The sequence below is a fragment of the Ochrobactrum sp. WV_118_8 genome (genome assembly GCF_039631535.1).
Classification (GTDB): Bacteria; Pseudomonadota; Alphaproteobacteria; order Rhizobiales; family Rhizobiaceae; genus Brucella; species Brucella anthropi.
Map to the genome: position 1 here is coordinate 2717371 of NZ_JBDIUZ010000001.1, position 18368 is coordinate 2735738.

The following is an 18368-nucleotide window of genomic DNA, read 5'->3' on the forward strand; positions in this document are numbered from 1 at the left end:
AGGAGATGTACATGAGCACCGGAAGCGAAAAATCACGCCATTTGCAGACCGTCAGAAACGGAATATCCGCGACCTAGCCGGCGCGGACCATATAGAGTGCATCATCCGAATAGCTCTTGAGCTTTTCCTCAAGCGCCGGAAGATCGCGGACGACAAAGCCCTTCTTTTCCCAGAAGCCTTGCGAGCCGTTGACTGCAACGAGAGACATGGTAACGAAGCCGTCGCGTTCGGCTTGCGTGGCCATCAGTTCCACGACACGTGTGGCAGCACCGCTGGAACGGGCATCAGGCAGAAGCGCGATATCGTGGATATAGTAGGTGTTGGTATCATCCGGCAGTTCGCCCAGAACGGCGTTGAGAGCCGGAACCGTATCGAGCTTCCACGGATGGCTGATACCATAACCAAGGATTTCAGTATCACGGGCGAGCACGAAGCAGCCCGCCGGATAGAGTTTGAAGCGGTCCCGGAAGACCGCCTCATCTTCAAAGAAGTCGAGATGGACAACATTAGCAACCGCAGTCACGCCCGCAATATCCTGCTCGTGCATGCGCCGCCATTCCGGCTGTACCATCTCTTCAACCATTTTCTCAAACTTCTCCGACGTTGAACTCAAGCGGTGTTGCCGCCTTGATTGCCTCTTGAGCCGTCAGTTCGTCAAGTGCTGCCTGTGGAATCTGTTCATCCACATAGAGCATGGCGATCGCATCGCCACCCGGATGGTCACGTCCGAGCGAGAAGTTTGCGATGTTGATATTGTGCTTGCCGCAGATCGTGCCAAGCAGGCCGATCATGCCCGGAACGTCCTTGTTGGTGACGTAAAGCATGTGCGGGCCGACCTCGGCATCGAGATTGATTCCCTTGATCTGGATGAAACGCGCCTTGCCGTCCGAGAAGCAGGTTCCGGCGATGGAGCGTTCACGCAAGGTGGTCTTCACCGTCAGCTTGATATAGCCGTCGAAGATACCGGACTTGTCGCGCTTGACTTCCGAAACGATGATGCCGCGTTCCTTCACCATGATCGGTGCGGAAACCATGTTGACGTCGGCGACCTGCGGACGGATGAGACCGGCCAGAGCCGCACTCAGCAATGCGCGCGTGTTCATCGTGGCGGTGGAACCGTCGAACAGCACTTCCACTTCCTGGATCGGCTCATCCGTGACCTGACCGACGAAAGCGCCAAGCACATCGGCAAGTTTTACGAACGGCTTGAGGCGCGGCGCTTCTTCCGCCGTGATCGACGGCATGTTGATCGCGTTGGAAACGGCGCCCTTCACGAGATAGTCCGACATCTGTTCGGCCACCTGAAGCGCAACATTTTCCTGCGCTTCCGAGGTCGATGCACCGAGATGCGGCGTGCAGACGACATTGGGCAGCGAGAAAAGTTCGTTTTCCGTCGCCGGTTCCGTTTCGTAAACGTCTATACCGGCACCGGCCACATGGCCGGATTTCAGCGCTGCCACCAGATCCTTTTCCACGATCAGGCCACCGCGGGCGCAATTGACGATACGCACACCCGGCTTTGTCTTGGCAAGGTTTTCCGCATTGATGATATTGCGGGTCTTGTCGGTCAATGGCGTGTGCAGCGTGATGAAATCGGCGCGGGCAAGCAGTTCGTCAAGCTCGACCTTTTCAACGCCCAGTTCCTGCGCACGAGATTCGGACAGGAACGGATCGAAAGCCACCACATGCATCTTCAGGCCGATGGCCCGGGTCGCGACAATCGAACCGATATTGCCGCAACCGACGACACCCAGCGTCTTGCCGGTGATTTCCACGCCCATGAAGCGGTTCTTTTCCCACTTGCCTGCGCGGGTGGATGTGTCGGCTTCCGGCAATTGCCGCGCCACGGCGAACATCAGCGCAATGGCATGTTCGGCAGTGGTGATCGAATTGCCGAAGGGCGTGTTCATCACGATGATACCGCGGCGCGAAGCCGCCGGAATATCGACATTGTCCACGCCGATACCGGCGCGACCGACGACCTTGAGTTTCTTGGCAGCTGCAATCAGCTTTTCCGTGACCTTGGTGGCCGAACGGATCGCCAGACCGTCATAATCGCCGATGACTTCGAGAAGCTTGTCCTTGTCCTTGCCGAGATCAGGCAGGTAATCGACTTCCACGCCGCGATCCTTGAAAATCTGGACGGCAGTGGGCGAAAGCTTATCGGATACGAGAACGCGAGGTGCCATGGAGGCCTCCTTCAAACATTTTCAGACCAAACATTTCCTGTAAACACAGACCGATCTGCTTCAGGAAATGCTATGAATAATGGGGGATGCGGACCGTGGCCGCCCCAACGCGGACCACGGCGTCATGCACGAAATGCTCAGGCAGCAGCTTTCAGCGCAGCCTTCTGCGTTGCAAAAGCCCAATCCAGCCAATGCGTCAGCGCTTCCAGATCGGAAGTTTCCACCGTGGCACCGGCCCAGATGCGCAGACCCGAAGGTGCATCGCGATAGGCGCCGATGTCATAGGCAACGCCCTCCTTGTCGAGCGCAGTGACAATGCCCTTGGCAAAAGCGGCCTGCTCGTCGGCAGACAAGGCCGTCACTTCCGGATCAACAATCGTAAGGCAGACGGAAGTGTTCGAACGCGTTTCCGGCTTCACGGCCAGATTGGCAATCCACGGCGTCTTTGCGACAAAGCCGTCGAGAACTGCAAAATTCGCATCGGCGCGCGCAACCAGTGCATCGAGACCGCCAAGCGATTTCGCCCATTTCAGCGCATCGAGATAGTCTTCCACACAGAGCATGGACGGCGTGTTGATGGTTTCGCCGACGAAGATGCCTTCGATCAGCTTGCCGCCCTTGGTCATGCGGAAAATCTTCGGCAACGGCCAAGCAGGCTTGTAGCTTTCCAGACGTTCGACAGCACGCGGGCTGAGGATCAGGATGCCGTGTGCACCCTCACCGCCCAGAACCTTCTGCCAGGAGAAGGTTACGACGTCGAGTTTCGGAAAATCGAGGCGTTGCGCGAAAGCGGCAGATGTTGCATCGCAGAAGGTCAGGCCCTTGCGGTCTGCCGGAATGAAATCGCCATTCGGGACGCGCGCACCGGACGTGGTGCCGTTCCAGGTGAAGACCACATCGCGGTCGAAATCGACCTGCGAAAAATCGACAATCTCACCATAAGGCGCGTCGAAGGTGCGAACATCTTCGAGCTTGAGCTGTTTGGTCACATCCGTGACCCAGCCCGAACCGAAGCTTTCCCACGCGACCATATCGACGCCGCGTGCGCCGAGCATGGACCACAGCGCCATCTCGACAGCGCCGGTGTCGGAAGCAGGCACGATACCGATACGGTAATCGGCAGGCACCTGCAGCACTTCGCGGGTAAGATCGATGGCCTCTTTGAGCTTTGTCTTGCCGATTTTCGCACGGTGCGAACGGCCAAGCGCCGCATCGACCAGCGCATTCAGCGACCAGCCGGGACGTTTTGCACAGGGACCGGATGAAAAATTAGGATTAGCCGGGCGAACTGCCGGCTTCGCAATCGTCGTCATGTTGTTTCTATCCTCTCAGATAGCACGCGTCTCGTTGGGGAGACGTGGCCCACTTACTGGGATAGCTGAAAGCGCATTTTTCATCAATACGCCTTTCTGGGAATATTTTTATCCAACCCGCCCGAATTGCTTCGGGCGGGTAGAATTTCGTTATCGCGTCGCTGTCTTCGTTTCAGACGGCTCTTCTTCCATGCGCGCATAATAGCTCGCAATCAGCGCACCGGAGATATTGTGCCAGACACTGAAAACGGCGCTCGGCACAGCCGCCAGCGGCGAGAAATGCGCATTGGCGAGCGCCGCGCCAAGGCCACTGTTCTGCATCCCGACCTCGATGCTGATCGCCTTGCGCTTGGCAAGCGACAGACCCGCGAAACGCGCTGCGAAATAGCCTAGAACCAGACCGAAGCTGTTATGCAGAACGACAACCGCGAAGATCAGCAGGCCGGACTGGGCGATAGCGGCCTTGTTGACAGCCACGACGGCGGAAACGATGAGCACAATGCCGATGACTGACACGAGCGGCAACATGGGCACAGCCGCCTTGACCAAACCCGGCACCAGCTTTTGCAGGATGAAACCCAGCGCCAGAGGCAGGAGAATCACCTTCACGATGCTGATGAACATGCTCATCGCATCGACCGGCAGATATTGGCTGGCGAAGAACCAGACCAGGAAAGGCGTCACGAGAGGCGCCAGCAAGGTCGTGACGCTCGTGCAGGCCACGCTTAATGCCACGTCGCCCTTCGACAGATAGGTCATGACGTTGCTGGCCGTTCCACCGGGGCAGCAACCGACCAGAATAACGCCCGCAGCCACTTCCGGTGACATCGGGATGATACGCGTCAGCAACACGGCGAGAAGCGGCATGATGATGAACTGGGCCAGCACACCGATGGCGACCTCGAAAGGTCGTTTGGCGACTTCCGCAAAATCCTTGCCGGAAATGGTCAGACCCATCCCGAACATGATGATGCCGAGCAGAACCACGATCCATGGCGCAAATACGCTGAACGTAGACGGCAGAACAAAGCCGAGAATGGCAAAGACAATGACCCAGATGGCAAAAGTCCGGCCTACGAAATCTGAAAATGCTGCAATTGCTTTCATAACCCTCCCCTTTTCAGGAAACGCGCTCGACGCGTTCTTTCACCTGTAAGGATTCGGGTCGCATATGAAAACGAAAAATTCGACGCAACTAAAACAATAAACTGCAAAGCGGGCCGAAAGGCCCGCTGCAATTATAGCGGGGCGCTAAGATGCTAACACATCACGCCCTAAAAATGCTCAATTACCGCACGGGCTTAGCCAAGTCTCGATGAGTCAAACTCAATGAGACTTGGTATTACCAGGTCGTGAAGCGCACACCGGCGCGCAGCTGATGGGACTGAATATCCTTGTCGCTGAGCGTGAGGCCTGCAGCACTTGCAATATCAGCACCCTCGATGACCCCATAACGATAGCCGATATCAAGCTTGATGTTGGATGCCACGTCGATGCCCACACCCGCCATCAGCGCCCAGGCGAGACGATAATCATCGTCGGTCTTGTAGTTACCATAGGCCGTATCAATGGAATAGCGCACATTGGCGAACCCAAGGCCTGCACCGAGATAAGGTGTGAAGCCGTAATAATTGCCGAGATCGACATAGGCGTTGGCCATCATGTCCCAGCTACGAACATCGACGTCCAGATCGTCGAAGCTCTGCTTGGAATAGCCGAGCGTCACGTCGCCGCGCAGATTATCCGTGAACTGATAACCGACACCGACGGACGGCACGACATTCTTGTCCAGATCATAGCTTTGCGATGCGCTCCAGAAAGATGTCTCTGTCTGAACCTTGACCTTGGAGGAGAGATTGTAGCCGATATCGCCGCGCAGATACCAACCGGACCCGACCTCGACCGGCTGCTGCACCGGAGCGCCCGGTTCGTAGCTGATCATATCAAGATCGGCGGCAAAAGACTGCGATGCGACGCATAATCCGGCCAGCAAAGCAGCCGACGAACAGAAAGCACGCCATTGCATAGACATGATGATATCCCCGCTTATGAATGTATCATCATGTATGAATGAACATGGTTAAGATCGCATAAATACAGGGATATGTTTACTGTACTTCTAAACAAATAAGGCCCGGATGACCGGGCCTTATTTTCATCGCGCGATTTGCAATTACTTGTAAACGGGACCGTCTACGATGGTCGAAACCTGCTGCGGAGCATAGGCCGGGCCTGCACCGCCGAACATATAGCGCAGGCCGACGCGCACATCATGCACGTTCATGCCGTTGTCGTATCCGTCACCGATCCACTGATTGCCTTCAAACATCTTGCCGCCATTGATATGGCGATAGCGATAGCCCGCATCGAGCTTGAGGTTCTGTGTGAGATCGACCGACGCACCGGCCATGAGCGCGTAGGTAAAGCGCCAGTTGGCAGCACCTTCCTGCGTACCACCATAGCGAACATCGTCCAGATCGCCCCACTTCACCCGCGTTCCACCAATGCCAGCGCCGACATAAGGCGTGAAGCCGGCAAAATTGCCGAGATCAACATAGGCATTGGCCAGAATGGAGAGAGCCGAGAAGCGACCGCGCTCGTCGGAAGCGCAGTTGATGTCACCGTTACAGGCCGAACCATAAGTGTGGCCATCAAACTTGGCGCGGGTCATGTAGTCTACCGTCAGATCGGTACGGAAATAATCCGTCACCTGATAACCGACACCGCCGCCCACGAGGAACGACCCCTTGAGATCGCCATAAAGCGTGTTGCTGCCGAAGGTCGGCGAGCCGCCGCCGCAAGTCGCGCAATTATCGATGGTCGCGTAGTCGGCATCCTTGAACTTGGCCTTGGAGTAACCGATATCGCCACGCAAATACCAGCCACCAACGGCAGGCGGAACGACAACGACTTCCGGAACTTCAGGAACTGGCTCCAGTATGTCGGCCGCAAAAGCGACGGGCGCTGCAGCCATCAGGGCAACCGATGCCGCCACACCGGCAAAAAGAGCTTTCGTAAAACTTTTCATATGTCTGCCCCATCGGAGAATCGCGCCGCTGAAAGCGACGGGTACGGATGTTTGAGGGGAGACTATTCGGCAAAAGTTAAATACAACTTAACCTTGTTTTTTTACCAAGTTCATTAACACTCGCTAATGTATAAAATGCACTCCAAACGCAAAAGGCGCGGGACAAAACCCGCGCCTTTGCTCGCATTATCTTTAAAGTCATCAGGCCGCAGCGCTGCCCTCGGACGAGATCACGTCGATGATATCGTTGACGACCTTTTCCACCAGACCACGATCATCGCCTTCTGCCATGACGCGGATAAGTGGCTCCGTGCCGGATGGGCGGATAACCAGACGGCCCTGAACGCCAAGACGCTCGGTAGCTTCGTCAATTGCGCTTTTCACGCGCTTGTTCTCCAGCGGCTTGCCGCCCGAGGTACGAACATTCTTCAAAAGCTGCGGCACCGGATCAAACTTGCGGCAGATTTCACTGATCGGCTTGCCCTGCTCCTGCGCGACGGCAAGGATCTGCAATGCCGAGATGAGACCATCGCCCGTCGTCGCATAATCGGACAGAACGATATGGCCGGACTGCTCGCCACCGACGTTGAAGCCATGTTCGCGCATGTGTTCGACCACATAGCGGTCGCCCACCTTGGTGCGGGCCAGCGTCAGATGACGGTCGGCAAGGAAGCGCTCCAGTCCAAGGTTGGACATGACGGTTGCCACGATGCCGCCGCCTTCGAGACGATCGCTTGCAGCCCAGCTTTCAGCGATCACGGCCATCAGCTGGTCGCCATCAATGACGGTACCGTTTTCATCGACCAACAGCACACGGTCCGCATCGCCATCCAGCGCGATGCCGACATCGGCGCGCACTTCGTGAACCTTCTTCATCAGGCCGATCGGATGCGTCGAACCGCAATCCTCGTTGATGTTGATGCCGTTTGGCTCGTTGTTGATGGTGATGACTTCCGCACCCAGCTCCCACAGGGCAGCAGGGGCAACCTTGTAACCAGCGCCATTGGCACAATCGACAACAATGCGCAGGCCGTTCAGGTCGATATTGCGCGGCAGTGTACGCTTCGCGAATTCGATATAGCGATAGATGTCGCCGTCGACGCGCTTGGCGCGGCCGACATCACCGTGGCTGGCCAGATAAGGGGTCAGATCACCATCGATCATCGCCTCGATCTTCAGCTCGATCTCGTCAGAAAGCTTGAAACCATCCGGACCAAAAAGCTTGATGCCATTGTCATAAAATGGATTGTGCGATGCGGAAATCATAACGCCGATATCGGCACGCAGCGAGCGGCAGAGCATTGCAACGGCAGGTGTCGGGATCGGGCCAAGCAGGAAAACATCCATACCGGCAGCGGTAAAACCGGCCACCAGCGCGTTTTCGAGCATATAGCCCGAACGTCGCGTATCCTTGCCGATCACAACGCGCGAAGTCTGGCCCTTGCGGCGGAAGATGTGACCGACAGCCATACCGACTTTCATGGCAACTTCCGGTGTCATCGGGAAGCTGTTTGCCTGTCCGCGAATGCCATCGGTTCCAAAATATTTCCGTGTCATCTGTTTCGCCTTGCGCTGAGCCATGAACCGCTCTCTATCTTCAAATATATGCCGCCTGAATTGATCGGCGAGCAATGGCTGCCGGTTGCCGGACAGCATATTTTCGCTGTTCTTAACGCGAAAACACCCACAAATGCAATTTCGCCTTTTGCGGCAGGTTTAACGTTCCCACGTCCTAAGTCGTAATCTGACGCAATATGATGCGCCGAAATCCTTAATGAGCCTTTGCGGTAAGCCCAAACAAAGCCAGATAACAAGAAAGCCGGGACAAGCCCGGCTTTCTTGGTTTCGCTTTCAGGCAGCTTATTGCGGCTGCGGCTCCATACCCGGTTCGTTGCCAGGCTCGCTGCCCTTGCGCTTGCGCGGGCTTCCAGCCTTCGGCACACCCGAACCACGCGACGGCGTATCGTTGCCCTGATCGCGCGACGGCTTGTTGCCCGCAATCAGTTCCTTGATCTCGTCGCCGGACAGCGTTTCATATTCGAGCAGACCCTCGGCAAGCGCGATCCAGTCCTTCTTCTTCTTGGTCAGGATGCGGGTCGCCTCGGCATAAGCCTCGTCGATCAGACGGCGCACTTCGGCGTCGATGATCTGCGCGGTTTCTTCCGAAATATTCTGCGTACGGGACACCGAATGGCCAAGGAAGACTTCTTCCTGATTGTCGCCATAGGCCACGCGGCCAAGCTTGTCGGAATAGCCCCACTGGGTCACCATCGAGCGGGCAAGCTTGGTGGCCTGCTGGATATCGGAGGAAGCACCGGAAGTGATGTTTTCCTTGCCGAACTTCAGCTCTTCGGCCACACGACCGCCCATCATGATGGCAAGACGCGATACCATCCAGGTATAGGTGGCCGAATAACGGTCGCCTTCCGGAAGCTGCATCACCATGCCGAGCGCACGACCGCGCGGAATGATCGTTGCCTTGTGGACCGGATCAGCCTTCGGCACGTTGATCGCAACGATGGCATGACCGGCTTCATGATAGGCCGTATTGGCCTTTTCTTCCTGCGTCATGGCGGAGCGGCGTTCCGCACCCATCATGATCTTGTCCTTGGCGTCTTCGAATTCCTGCATGGTCACAAGGCGCTTGTTGCGGCGCGCGGCCATGAGGGCAGCTTCGTTGACGAGGTTGGCGAGATCGGCACCGGAGAAGCCCGGCGTGCCACGTGCGACAACCCTGAGATCGACATTGGGTGCAAGCGGCACATTGCGCACATGCACTTTGAGGATCTGTTCGCGACCGACGATATCCGGATTCGGAACCACAACCTGACGGTCGAAACGGCCCGGACGCAAGAGCGCGGGATCGAGAACGTCGGGTCGGTTGGTCGCCGCGATCAGGATGATCGATTCGTTGGCTTCAAAACCGTCCATCTCGACCAGCAACTGGTTGAGGGTCTGTTCGCGTTCGTCATTACCGCCGCCGAGACCAGCGCCGCGATGACGACCGACGGCATCGATTTCGTCGATGAAGATGATGCAAGGCGCATTCTTCTTGGCCTGTTCGAACATGTCACGGACACGGCTCGCGCCGACGCCGACGAACATTTCAACGAAGTCCGAACCGGAAATGGTGAAGAACGGCACATTCGCTTCGCCTGCAACAGAGCGCGCCAGAAGCGTCTTACCGGTGCCGGGAGGGCCCACGAGCAGCACGCCACGCGGAATCTTGCCGCCGAGACGCTGGAACTTCTGCGGATCGCGCAGGAATTCGACGATTTCTTCAAGATCCTGCTTGGCTTCGTCCACACCGGCGACGTCCTGGAAAGTCACGCGGCCATGTGCTTCCGTCAGAAGCTTGGCCTTGGACTTGCCGAAGCCCATCGCACCGCGCGAGCCACCCTGCATCTGGCGCATGAAGAAAATCCATACGCCGAGGATCAGGATCATCGGAAGCCACGACAGGAGAATGCCGATCAGCGAGCTGGAACCGTCGGTTTCAGGGCGCGCAGTAATCGCGACATCCTTGCTTTCAAGGCGCGAAACAAGACCCGTATCGCCCGGCGAATAGGTCTGGAAGGTCGAGCCATTATCAGCAAACGTACCGCTGATCCGCTGGCCGGTAATCGTGACCGATTTCACGCGACCGTTGGAAACGTCGTCAATAAACTGCGAATAGGAAACTTCACGGGAATTGGAGCGCTGACCTGGGCTTTGGAACAGGTTGAACAGCGCGATCAAAAGAAGAGCAATGATCGCCCAAAGGGCGAAGTTGCGATAGTTCGGATTCATATCGGGTCCAATCGATACCACGGCCATTCCGCGGGCACGGAACGATGTTTCGGTCTAACATAGGATCGAAGGATGGCCTTGCCAAGGCGCGTTCGACCCCGCATCCTCGATTCTTCTCACTCTGGTTTACAAAAATTAGGACATTTCCGCGCAGATACGTCCGATGCGGGCTTCCATGGCCCTTGCAAGGTCGAAATCATGCCCCGGCAATACGTGATCGAAGATCGCAAAATGCCGTTCGATATGAATGTCTTGCAGAAAGTTTCCGTCGGATAGGAAAGGTAAAGCGAAAAGCCTGCCATCTCTGTAAAGAGCCGGCGAAACCAGCAAGGCCTCACGTTTTCGAGATTCGATTTCGATATTCTGCGACTTCAGGAAGTCGGCAAGTTCCTGCCGTCCCGGTGCAGCGAGCTCAAAATCCATCATGCCTTCGTTCAAGAAACGGAATCGGCCGTCCCAGACAATTGGCTTGTCCGGCTCCAGATGGAGCTTTGGCAGATTGCGTTTTTCACGAAGAAACCGATGCGATGAGCCACTGTCGCCGCGCTCGATGAGGGCGCCGAATACGGTCAGGCGATGCGTGTCATCATCTCCAGACAGAACCCGTTCAATGCGCGACCGCTCGCTATCGCCCGGCAGGAAACGGCGTCCGCCAGCGATGGCCGCAAGCAATCCTGCGAAGAGACGTCTCACATTGTCAGGAAGCACGGCGTAGAGCTGCGGATCGACAAGCAGGGTCCCGGCAGCATCTACACGCAAGCTCGCCGGATCGCCCAGCGCAGCAATCAAGGCAGCATTGTCCCGCTCACGCGCCGCTCCAGCCTCGGCAATCTGATCGAGAACCACCTGTCTGTCAGCCTCGGCGGCAATGCCCAGACGAATTCTCGGTCGTTCATATTCGGTGTTGGCATTGCTGGGATCATCCACCCAATTGATACCCCTGCTCCGCAATTCATCGCGCAGTGTCTGCCGGGAAACGGAAAGCAGAGGACGATCAAGTTCAACCGAGCCTTCGAGCCCAAGACCGTCCAGCAACGAGCGCAACGACATGGCCGCAAGCCCCCGCGCCTCGGCGTGGGCGCTACGCTCCTTGCGCATCAGAAAGGTCTCGATCTGGTCGTCCTGCGTATGGCCGGTGACAATGAAGGCTCCGCCAACATCCCGCGCGGCCTGCACCAGCAACCGGTAGCGCGCCGTCCGCGCAGCAGCGGCAAGCCCGCTTGTGGGCTTGGCCTCGTCCCAGACGAGAATGCGGTGTTCAATCCCGTATTGCCGGCAAAGCAGCCCGACATTTTCGGCTTCGGCCTTCGATTCGGCGCGCAGTTGATGATCCACCGTCACAGCAATCAGCCGGGGTGGGTTCTGGAGCATGACCATATAATCCCGGAGGAGGAAAAGCAGGCCGAGAGAATCGCTGCCGCCCGAAACGGCGGCTATGACGGCCTTGGCCTGCTCAAATCCGAATGGCTCGAATAATTTGGAAATATTGCTTGGGCTAAGCCCCACGAAATAACTCCGCAATCAGCACTTTGCGCGGCTGCGCTCATCGGCAACGCGCTTCAATATCGCGGGCGCTGCCTTGGGGTAACGTTCTGGAATCTGCGCGAAGGTGGCGCAGGCGACATCGCGATTGTCCATCTTTTCAAGCGTCATGCCGAGCTTGAACATGTTTTCCGGCGCGCGTTTCGAATCGGGATAATCGCGCTGCGTATCAATGAATACCGTCGCCGCTTCCGGATAACGGCCCTGACCGTAAAGCGATTCTCCGAGCCAGAAGCGTGCTTCCGCCGTATTGGGATCAGCCGGATAACGCTTCACATGCTCGCGGAAGCCGGTTTCGGCTGCCTTGTAATCGCCCGACATCAGATACTGATAGGAAGCCTGATAGAGCGAACTGGGATTATCGTCCGTCGGAAGGGATGCGACCGTATCGCCTGCAGCATTTCCTCCCGACGTGGCGCCGGGTGCTGCACCCGGCTGTGCCGTGCGCGGTGTGGCATCAAACGTTTCGCCGATTACATTGCCATTGGCGTCGAACCGGATGGAACCCAACGACTGCGGCGGCTCGCCACGTTCCGGTCCACCCTGTGCGGGTGCGTTCGAACCAATAGCCATGGAATCGGCGCCAGAAGACTGGTTGGCCGCAGTCTGCGAAGAAGCGTTGTATCCACCGTTCTTGGGGGCGCTTCCGGAAACCCCGCCATCGAGGTTTCCGTTATTGCCCTGACTAGTCCCTTGGCTGGAACCGGCATCGGCGAGCGACGTGTCGCCGCCAGCCTGCTGCACTTCCGCATCGGCGCGTTTGCCGGTTTCCAGAAACTGGAAGCGGCCTTCGTTTGCTTCCTGCATCTTCTGCATCTGATCCTGCATTTCGAGGATCTGGAAGTTCATGGCTTCCGCGCGCGCACCCAGCGCATCTGCTATCGCAGCGGGGTTGCCCATGCCCTGCGCGCAGAGATCGGCGCCCGGCGATGCTGCCGCGGGAGCCGCTTGAGCTGCACCACTGGAAGCAGGCGAGGTTACGCCGTTCTTCTTTTCCAGTTCTTCAAACCGGAATTCATTGTCTTCCTGCGTCTTTTGCAACTGATTATCGGTGAACGAAATCTGGGCATCCACGTCCTCGACCTTTCCGGTCAGGTTGCGCACCAGTTCCTGCTGCAGGCCGGGGCTTTGATAGCCGCCGCCCTGACCGCCGCCGCTGCCATTATCACGCATGGCATCATCGAGAATTGCCGTCGAACCGATGCTGACATCATTCTGGGCGCCGCCACGCCCCTTCTCCAAGGCCTGAAAACGCGCTTCGTTGTCGCGCTGGATTTTCAGCATCTTGTCGCGAAGCTGCAAGATCCGCGCATAGGACTGGGCGTTTTGATGTGCCAGATTGCAGACCTGCTGCGAAAACTGATCGCCGCCGGGAGCACCTGCCTGCGCGAGCTGAATCCCCCCTTGCGAAGAAACAGATGCCGCCAGAACCGGAGCACTCACCAAAAGCGGCAGCATGGCAATTGCCAGCGTCACTTTCCTCATTGGTTTCCTCATTCCCTTTTGCCCCTGCTAATTCATCCATCCGATTCACCCATCCAATTCGGGGCGAACACGATGATCGAGTGCCGCGCCTGAACAGACGCTGAACATGATTGCCGCACGATCAGCTCCGCTTTTAGAGCATTTCCCGCAAAAGTGCGAAGCGGTTTTGCGTCGGATAATGCGAAAAGCGAAGGCCTTTTGACGCTCACTATGACAAGTGCGACTTCGGCCAAAGTTTGTCGAAACGACCAAACAGGCGGTCAAAAACGAAAAAAGCGGCTCGAAAGCCGCTTTTCCGTAACACTGTCAGGTGCCCGCAGATTAGCTGCCTGCACCGTTGAGAACGGTGACGGCACGACGGTTCTGCGACCAGCACGAGTCGGCATCGCAAACTGCGACCGGACGTTCGTTACCGTAGGAGATGGTGCGCATACGGTTGGTCGGGACGCCACGCGAAGCGAGGAAGTCGCGGGTAGCAGCTGCACGGCGCTGGCCGAGAGCAAGGTTATATTCACGCGTACCGCGTTCGTCGGCATGGCCTTCGACCGTGATCGAGTACTGCGGATAACGCTGCAGCCACTGGGCCTGCTTGGAAAGCGTCTGCTGTGCATCGGCGCGGATCAGCGAAGAATCGAGATCGAAGAAGATGCGGTCGCCAACATTGACCGTGAAGTCCTGCGAGGAACCCGGCGTTGCAGCGCCTGCACCGAGACCCAGATCACCGGCATTGTTCGGAAGGTTCTTCTTGGACGCACAACCGGCAACGGCGAGCGACATGAAAAGGGCAATAGCGATCGGGCTACGTGCAATCGACTGGATACGGCGCATGGGCCGGAGCTCCTTAAGATTTGATGTTCCTGCGTAACCATCCAATAATCATATTGAGGTTAAGACAGGCTCAAGAAGTATGGTTAATATTTTCTTGCGGCCAGATGCAACCGGCGATTTCCGGCAGCAGTTCTGGTGTTAGCCCTTGGGGGCAAAATACGGCAGAAACACGGCTTCCTGGCAATGATTGTGGCAATTTGAGCATTTCCTGCAAAAGTGCGAAGCGGTTTTGCGTGAGGATAATGCGATAAAACAAGGAGATAGAACGGTTTCCCGTTTCCGCTTGAACCGGAACCGTTCTATCCATGAAAAAGGCGCGAAACCGGAGTTTCGCGCCTTCACTTTCCATAACTATCCGCGAATCCGCTATTCGAGCAGCGGCGACCAGGCCGGATCGGATGCGAAGTTCGGCGTCTGGATCTGGCGCTCGTTGCGACCGGTCAGGTCGATGGTGAAGAGCTTCGGACCGCCTGCACCCGCCGCCTTGCGGAAGAACATCAGCACGCGACCGTTCGGAGCCCAGGTCGGGCCTTCATTGTGGAAGCCCGAGGTCAGCAGGCGTTCGCCCGAACCGTCAGTTTTCATCACACCAATGGAGAACTGGCCCTGTGACTGCTTGGTGAAGGCGATGAGATCACCGCGCGGAGACCAAACCGGCGTGGAATAGCTGCCGTCACCGGCCGAGATACGGCGCGGATTGGAGCCATCAGCACCCATGACATAGAGCTGCGGACGTCCACCACGGTCGGAGGAGAAAACAATCTGCGATCCGTCCGGTGAATAGGACGCGCTCGTATCGATAGCCTGGCTGTTGGTCAGGCGCGTGGTCGAACGATTGCGCAGGTCCATCGTATAGATATTGGCACTGCCGTCGTCCTGAAGCAGGCTCATCACAACCTTCTGGCCATCGGGCGAGAAACGCGGAGCAATGGTCATGCCGGGGAAATTGCCGACGAGTTCACGCTGGCCGGTTTCGAGCTGCAGCAGATACACCTTCGGCGAACCGCCTTCGAACGACATATAGGTGACTTCCTGACGGTTCGGCGAGAAACGCGGCGTCAGCGAAATGGCGCGACCGTCGGAAATGTAACGCACATTGGCGCCGTCCTGATCCATGATGGCAAGACGCTTCACACGCTTCTGTGCCGGGCCGGATTCATCGACGAAAACAACACGCGTATCGAAGTAGCCCTTTTCACCGGTCAGGCGCTCATAGATGGCGTCAGCGATGATATGGGCGACGCGGCGCCAGTTGTCCGGCGTGGTGAAGAACTGCTGGCCGATCATCTGCTGGCCACCAAACGTATCCCACAGGCGGAACTCAGCCTTGAGACGGCCATCCGGCTGTTTGGTGATGCGGCCCGTGACAAGCGCCTGCGCATTGATGACCTTCCAGTCCTCGAAACGCGGAGCCGCGTCCGGATTGGAGATCTTCTCGATGAAGGCGCCCTTGTCGATCGGTGCAAAAAGACCAGACCGCTCAAGATCGGCCGCGATGACCGACGTGATATTCGGTCCGAGCTGATCAGCCGAAAGGAAATCGGTGATGGCGATCGGCAACGGCTCGATCACCCCCTTGTTGATGTTGATTTCCACGACGGCGCGCGCCGGCATGGTGCAGACAAGGCTTGCGGCAATCATACACGCGAAAGCCGAAAAGACCGTCCGGATCTTTGTATTGATGATGCCGATTTTCATGTCTTCTGGGACCTCTTTGTCCTTGCAGTAAGTTGGTTGGCGACCGGAAACCCGGTCAGAACATTTCGCTCGGGTCGAAGTTGACGATCACTTCCGACCATGAATCATATTTGTCGACTGGCAGATTGTACGGCGCGCAGCGTGCGACAGCGCGCTTGGCGCTCTCGGCTGCTGCACGACCAACACCATCGCCGCCCCCACCCGATGTCACTTCCGGAGAGCCCTGAATGGAGCCATCCTGATTCAGCTTCATCTTGACGGTCACGACCAGTCCCGGCGCGTCGGCCACACCGGCAGGCACGTTCCAGCATTTGGAAATCGCACCGCGCAACGCATCCATTTCGCTCTGGCTGAGCTTGGAGCCGCCAGTATTCTTCTTGCCGCCCAGCGATGCCTGATCGGTGGAACGCTTGGCTCCGCCGCCTGCCGCCTTCTGCTTGTTCAGAAGGGCAGCAACCTCATCGGCAATCGCATCATTCTTCGATTTCGAAGTCTGAGCGGCGTTCTGCGTCGGCTTCTTGTCTTCCGTCGGTTTGCGGTCCGGCGTCTTTGCTGTCTGCGCCTGCGGCGGCTTCGGCTTGGCGTCGGGCGCTGGCACCTTGTCCGGCAGCTTCGGCGTTTCAGCGTCAGGGGTTTCCGCCTGTTTTTCGATGGCTTCAGCCACCGGATCAGGCTTCACTTCCTGCTTTTCTTCCGGCTTGGCCTGAACTTCCGTCGCCGGAACCGGCGTTGGCTTGGTCTCAGGCTTCTGTTCCGGTTTCGGATCAGGCTTCGGTTCCGGCTTTTTTACCGGTTCCGGTTGCGCCTTGGGTTCTTCCGCCGCCTCGATTGGCTTCGCCTTTGCATCGGGCTTTGGCGGTGTCTGGGTATCGATATCCTGATCGCCAAAATTCTCGGCGTTTGGAACAGTCTGCGGTTTGGTTGTCGGCACAGGAGCCGACTTTTCCTTCATGGGCGCAGTCTTTTCGCCCTGCTGGATTTGCGTCATCGACTCGATCGGTACGATATCAACCGGGAACGATTCCGAATCCTGCACGTCGAAAGCCTTCGGCGAGGAAAACGAAACCACTGCCAGCGCGACCGCAACGGCATGCAAGGCAACAGAAGATGTCAGGCCAGCCTTCATGATGGCGTCAGCTATCCTGCTCCTGGAGGGTCACAAGGCCGATATTCTTGAAACCGGCGGCGGAAATGCGGGCCATGACTTTCATGACGGTGCCGTAATCGGCAGCCTTGTCACCACGCACGAAAATGCGCTCTTCATAGCCCGTCTTGGCGATAGCCTGGAGTTTCGGCACCACTTCATCAATCGGAATTTCGGTTTCCTGCAGGAAGATCTTGCCTTCGCTGTTGACCGAAACAGTGATCGGCTGCGTATCGGCATTCATCGCCTTGGCCTGCGTATCGGGCAGGTCAATCGGCACGCCAACCGTCAGCAGCGGCGCGGAGACCATAAAGATGATGAGGAGAACGAGCATCACGTCGACGAATGGCGTCACGTTGATTTCGCTCATCAATGCCTTCTTGCGGCCGCGCCTGCGGCGCCCGCCCGACTGCATTCCCTGATTTCCTACCGACATGCCCATTGCAAGATTCCCGAAGGCTGAAACTACACTCGATGCTTGAAGCCGCTTAATTACGCGGCGTCAGCTTCTCATCAATTTGGCGCGACAGTATGGCGGAAAATTCATCCGCAAAACCTTCCAGCCGTCCGCCGATCTTACCTGCATCCGCCGACAGCTTGTTGTAGGCAATAACGGCAGGAATAGCGGCGAGAAGACCGATTGCCGTTGCCAGAAGCGCTTCGGCAATACCCGGCGCCACAACGGCAAGACTGGTGTTCTTGGAAGCGGCGATTGCCTGGAACGAGGTCATGATACCGACAACCGTACCAAACAGACCGATGAAGGGGGCTGCAGAGCCGATGGTCGCCAGAAAGCCCAGACGCGAGTCGAGCTTTTCACTTTCGCGCGCCAGCGCGACATCCATGGCCTTGTCGATACGCATCTGCAGGCCAATGGGCGAGCGAGCGCCCTTCTCGAATGATTTCTTCCACTCACGCATCGCGGCCATGAAGATGGACGCCATGCCGGTGGTACGGCGTTCGCCGAGATTGCGATAGAGTTCCTCCAGCGACTGGCCGGACCAGAACGTCTGCTCGAAGCGATCAATCGCGCGCCGTGCCCGTCCGTAAGCAATCGTCTTGTCCACGATGATAGCCCAAGTCCAGATCGAGGCGAACAACAGGCCAAGCATAACCAGCTTGACGACCCAGTTCGCCTGCATGAACAGGCCCCAGAGGGTAACATCGGCGGCGGGGGCCGCTAACGCAACATTTTCCATCGATCTACCGTCCTCGAATCCAAACGCCCGGCCACATGACCGGGCGGTATCGCAAATCCGTTACTCAACGTCTGAAAACAGACGCTCCAAACCTGCGCAGCTTTTCAACTTGAAGCCGTACCTGCCCGACGAGCGGCCGACACTTCGCACCGC

The 18368-nt window shown here is 57.4% G+C and carries 16 protein-coding genes; all 16 read right to left on the reverse strand.

Translation table 11 applies throughout. From position 1 onward, the window contains the following. Positions 1–73: 73 nt before the first annotated feature. A complete protein-coding gene (locus ABDF71_RS13245) occupies positions 74–583 on the reverse strand; it encodes a GNAT family N-acetyltransferase (protein ID WP_010661361.1) in 510 nt (169 codons plus the stop codon). A gap of 4 nt (positions 584–587) precedes the next feature. Then, on the reverse strand, positions 588–2189 hold the full coding sequence (gene serA, locus ABDF71_RS13250; RefSeq protein WP_029929559.1) for a phosphoglycerate dehydrogenase: 1602 nt from the start codon (positions 2187–2189) through the stop codon (positions 588–590). Between the two features lie 137 nt (positions 2190–2326). Beyond that, complete coding sequence (locus ABDF71_RS13255) at positions 2327–3502, reverse strand: phosphoserine transaminase (RefSeq protein ID WP_010661363.1); 1176 nt, start codon at positions 3500–3502, stop codon at positions 2327–2329. Between the two features lie 150 nt (positions 3503–3652). Continuing rightward, complete coding sequence (locus ABDF71_RS13260) at positions 3653–4609, reverse strand: bile acid:sodium symporter family protein (RefSeq protein ID WP_029929556.1); 957 nt, start codon at positions 4607–4609, stop codon at positions 3653–3655. Between the two features lie 235 nt (positions 4610–4844). After that, the gene (locus ABDF71_RS13265) at positions 4845–5534 is read right to left on the reverse strand and encodes an outer membrane protein (protein WP_029929554.1); all 690 of its coding nucleotides are present in this window, start codon (positions 5532–5534) and stop codon (positions 4845–4847) included. A 141-nt stretch (positions 5535–5675) separates the two neighbouring features. Beyond that, complete coding sequence (locus ABDF71_RS13270; protein ID WP_151616375.1) at positions 5676–6530, reverse strand: outer membrane protein; 855 nt, start codon at positions 6528–6530, stop codon at positions 5676–5678. Positions 6531–6731: 201 nt separating this feature from the next. Then, positions 6732–8087, reverse strand: a complete 1356-nt coding sequence (glmM, locus tag ABDF71_RS13275; RefSeq protein ID WP_010661367.1) for a phosphoglucosamine mutase — start codon at positions 8085–8087, stop codon at positions 6732–6734. A gap of 303 nt (positions 8088–8390) precedes the next feature. Next, positions 8391–10319: an ATP-dependent zinc metalloprotease FtsH gene (gene ftsH, locus ABDF71_RS13280; protein ID WP_010661368.1), complete on the reverse strand. Its 1929-nt coding sequence runs from the start codon at positions 10317–10319 to the stop codon at positions 8391–8393. 135 nt (positions 10320–10454) lie between these two features. Further along, the gene (gene tilS / locus ABDF71_RS13285; RefSeq protein WP_500061612.1) at positions 10455–11825 is read right to left on the reverse strand and encodes a tRNA lysidine(34) synthetase TilS; all 1371 of its coding nucleotides are present in this window, start codon (positions 11823–11825) and stop codon (positions 10455–10457) included. Positions 11826–11840: 15 nt separating this feature from the next. Continuing rightward, positions 11841–13358, reverse strand: a complete 1518-nt coding sequence (gene ybgF, locus ABDF71_RS13290) for a tol-pal system protein YbgF (protein ID WP_500061613.1) — start codon at positions 13356–13358, stop codon at positions 11841–11843. 309 nt (positions 13359–13667) lie between these two features. Next, positions 13668–14174 carry a peptidoglycan-associated lipoprotein Pal gene (gene pal, locus ABDF71_RS13295; protein ID WP_010661371.1) on the reverse strand — a complete coding sequence of 169 codons (507 nt, stop codon included), beginning with the start codon at positions 14172–14174 and terminating at the stop codon, positions 13668–13670. A 70-nt stretch (positions 14175–14244) separates the two neighbouring features. Further along, complete coding sequence (locus ABDF71_RS13300) at positions 14245–14523, reverse strand: hypothetical protein (protein ID WP_151616373.1); 279 nt, start codon at positions 14521–14523, stop codon at positions 14245–14247. A 17-nt stretch (positions 14524–14540) separates the two neighbouring features. Further along, positions 14541–15872 (reverse strand): Tol-Pal system beta propeller repeat protein TolB, encoded by a 1332-nt coding sequence (gene tolB, locus ABDF71_RS13305; protein ID WP_010661373.1) that lies wholly within the window; start codon positions 15870–15872, stop codon positions 14541–14543. A gap of 55 nt (positions 15873–15927) precedes the next feature. Then, positions 15928–16998: a cell envelope integrity protein TolA gene (tolA, locus tag ABDF71_RS13310; protein WP_010661374.1), complete on the reverse strand. Its 1071-nt coding sequence runs from the start codon at positions 16996–16998 to the stop codon at positions 15928–15930. Between the two features lie 7 nt (positions 16999–17005). Further along, complete coding sequence (gene tolR / locus ABDF71_RS13315) at positions 17006–17458, reverse strand: protein TolR (RefSeq protein ID WP_010661375.1); 453 nt, start codon at positions 17456–17458, stop codon at positions 17006–17008. A gap of 46 nt (positions 17459–17504) precedes the next feature. Beyond that, positions 17505–18215, reverse strand: a complete 711-nt coding sequence (gene tolQ, locus ABDF71_RS13320; protein ID WP_010661376.1) for a protein TolQ — start codon at positions 18213–18215, stop codon at positions 17505–17507. Positions 18216–18368: the final 153 nt, after the last annotated feature.

Coding starts and splice junctions, on each gene's coding strand:
- tolQ (WP_010661376.1), bottom strand. CDS start 18,215: ATGGAAAATGTTGCGTTAGCGGCCCCCGCCGCCGATGTTACCCTCTGG.
- glmM (WP_010661367.1), bottom strand. CDS start 8,087: ATGACACGGAAATATTTTGGAACCGATGGCATTCGCGGACAGGCAAAC.
- serA (WP_029929559.1), bottom strand. CDS start 2,189: ATGGCACCTCGCGTTCTCGTATCCGATAAGCTTTCGCCCACTGCCGTC.
- ABDF71_RS13270 (WP_151616375.1), bottom strand. CDS start 6,530: ATGAAAAGTTTTACGAAAGCTCTTTTTGCCGGTGTGGCGGCATCGGTT.
- ABDF71_RS13300 (WP_151616373.1), bottom strand. CDS start 14,523: ATGGAAAGTGAAGGCGCGAAACTCCGGTTTCGCGCCTTTTTCATGGAT.
- ABDF71_RS13245 (WP_010661361.1), bottom strand. CDS start 583: ATGGTTGAAGAGATGGTACAGCCGGAATGGCGGCGCATGCACGAGCAG.
- ftsH (WP_010661368.1), bottom strand. CDS start 10,319: ATGAATCCGAACTATCGCAACTTCGCCCTTTGGGCGATCATTGCTCTT.
- pal (WP_010661371.1), bottom strand. CDS start 14,174: ATGCGCCGTATCCAGTCGATTGCACGTAGCCCGATCGCTATTGCCCTT.
- tolR (WP_010661375.1), bottom strand. CDS start 17,458: ATGGGCATGTCGGTAGGAAATCAGGGAATGCAGTCGGGCGGGCGCCGC.
- ABDF71_RS13260 (WP_029929556.1), bottom strand. CDS start 4,609: ATGAAAGCAATTGCAGCATTTTCAGATTTCGTAGGCCGGACTTTTGCC.
- ABDF71_RS13255 (WP_010661363.1), bottom strand. CDS start 3,502: ATGACGACGATTGCGAAGCCGGCAGTTCGCCCGGCTAATCCTAATTTT.
- tolA (WP_010661374.1), bottom strand. CDS start 16,998: ATGAAGGCTGGCCTGACATCTTCTGTTGCCTTGCATGCCGTTGCGGTC.
- ybgF (WP_500061613.1), bottom strand. CDS start 13,358: ATGAGGAAACCAATGAGGAAAGTGACGCTGGCAATTGCCATGCTGCCG.
- tolB (WP_010661373.1), bottom strand. CDS start 15,872: ATGAAAATCGGCATCATCAATACAAAGATCCGGACGGTCTTTTCGGCT.
- ABDF71_RS13265 (WP_029929554.1), bottom strand. CDS start 5,534: ATGTCTATGCAATGGCGTGCTTTCTGTTCGTCGGCTGCTTTGCTGGCC.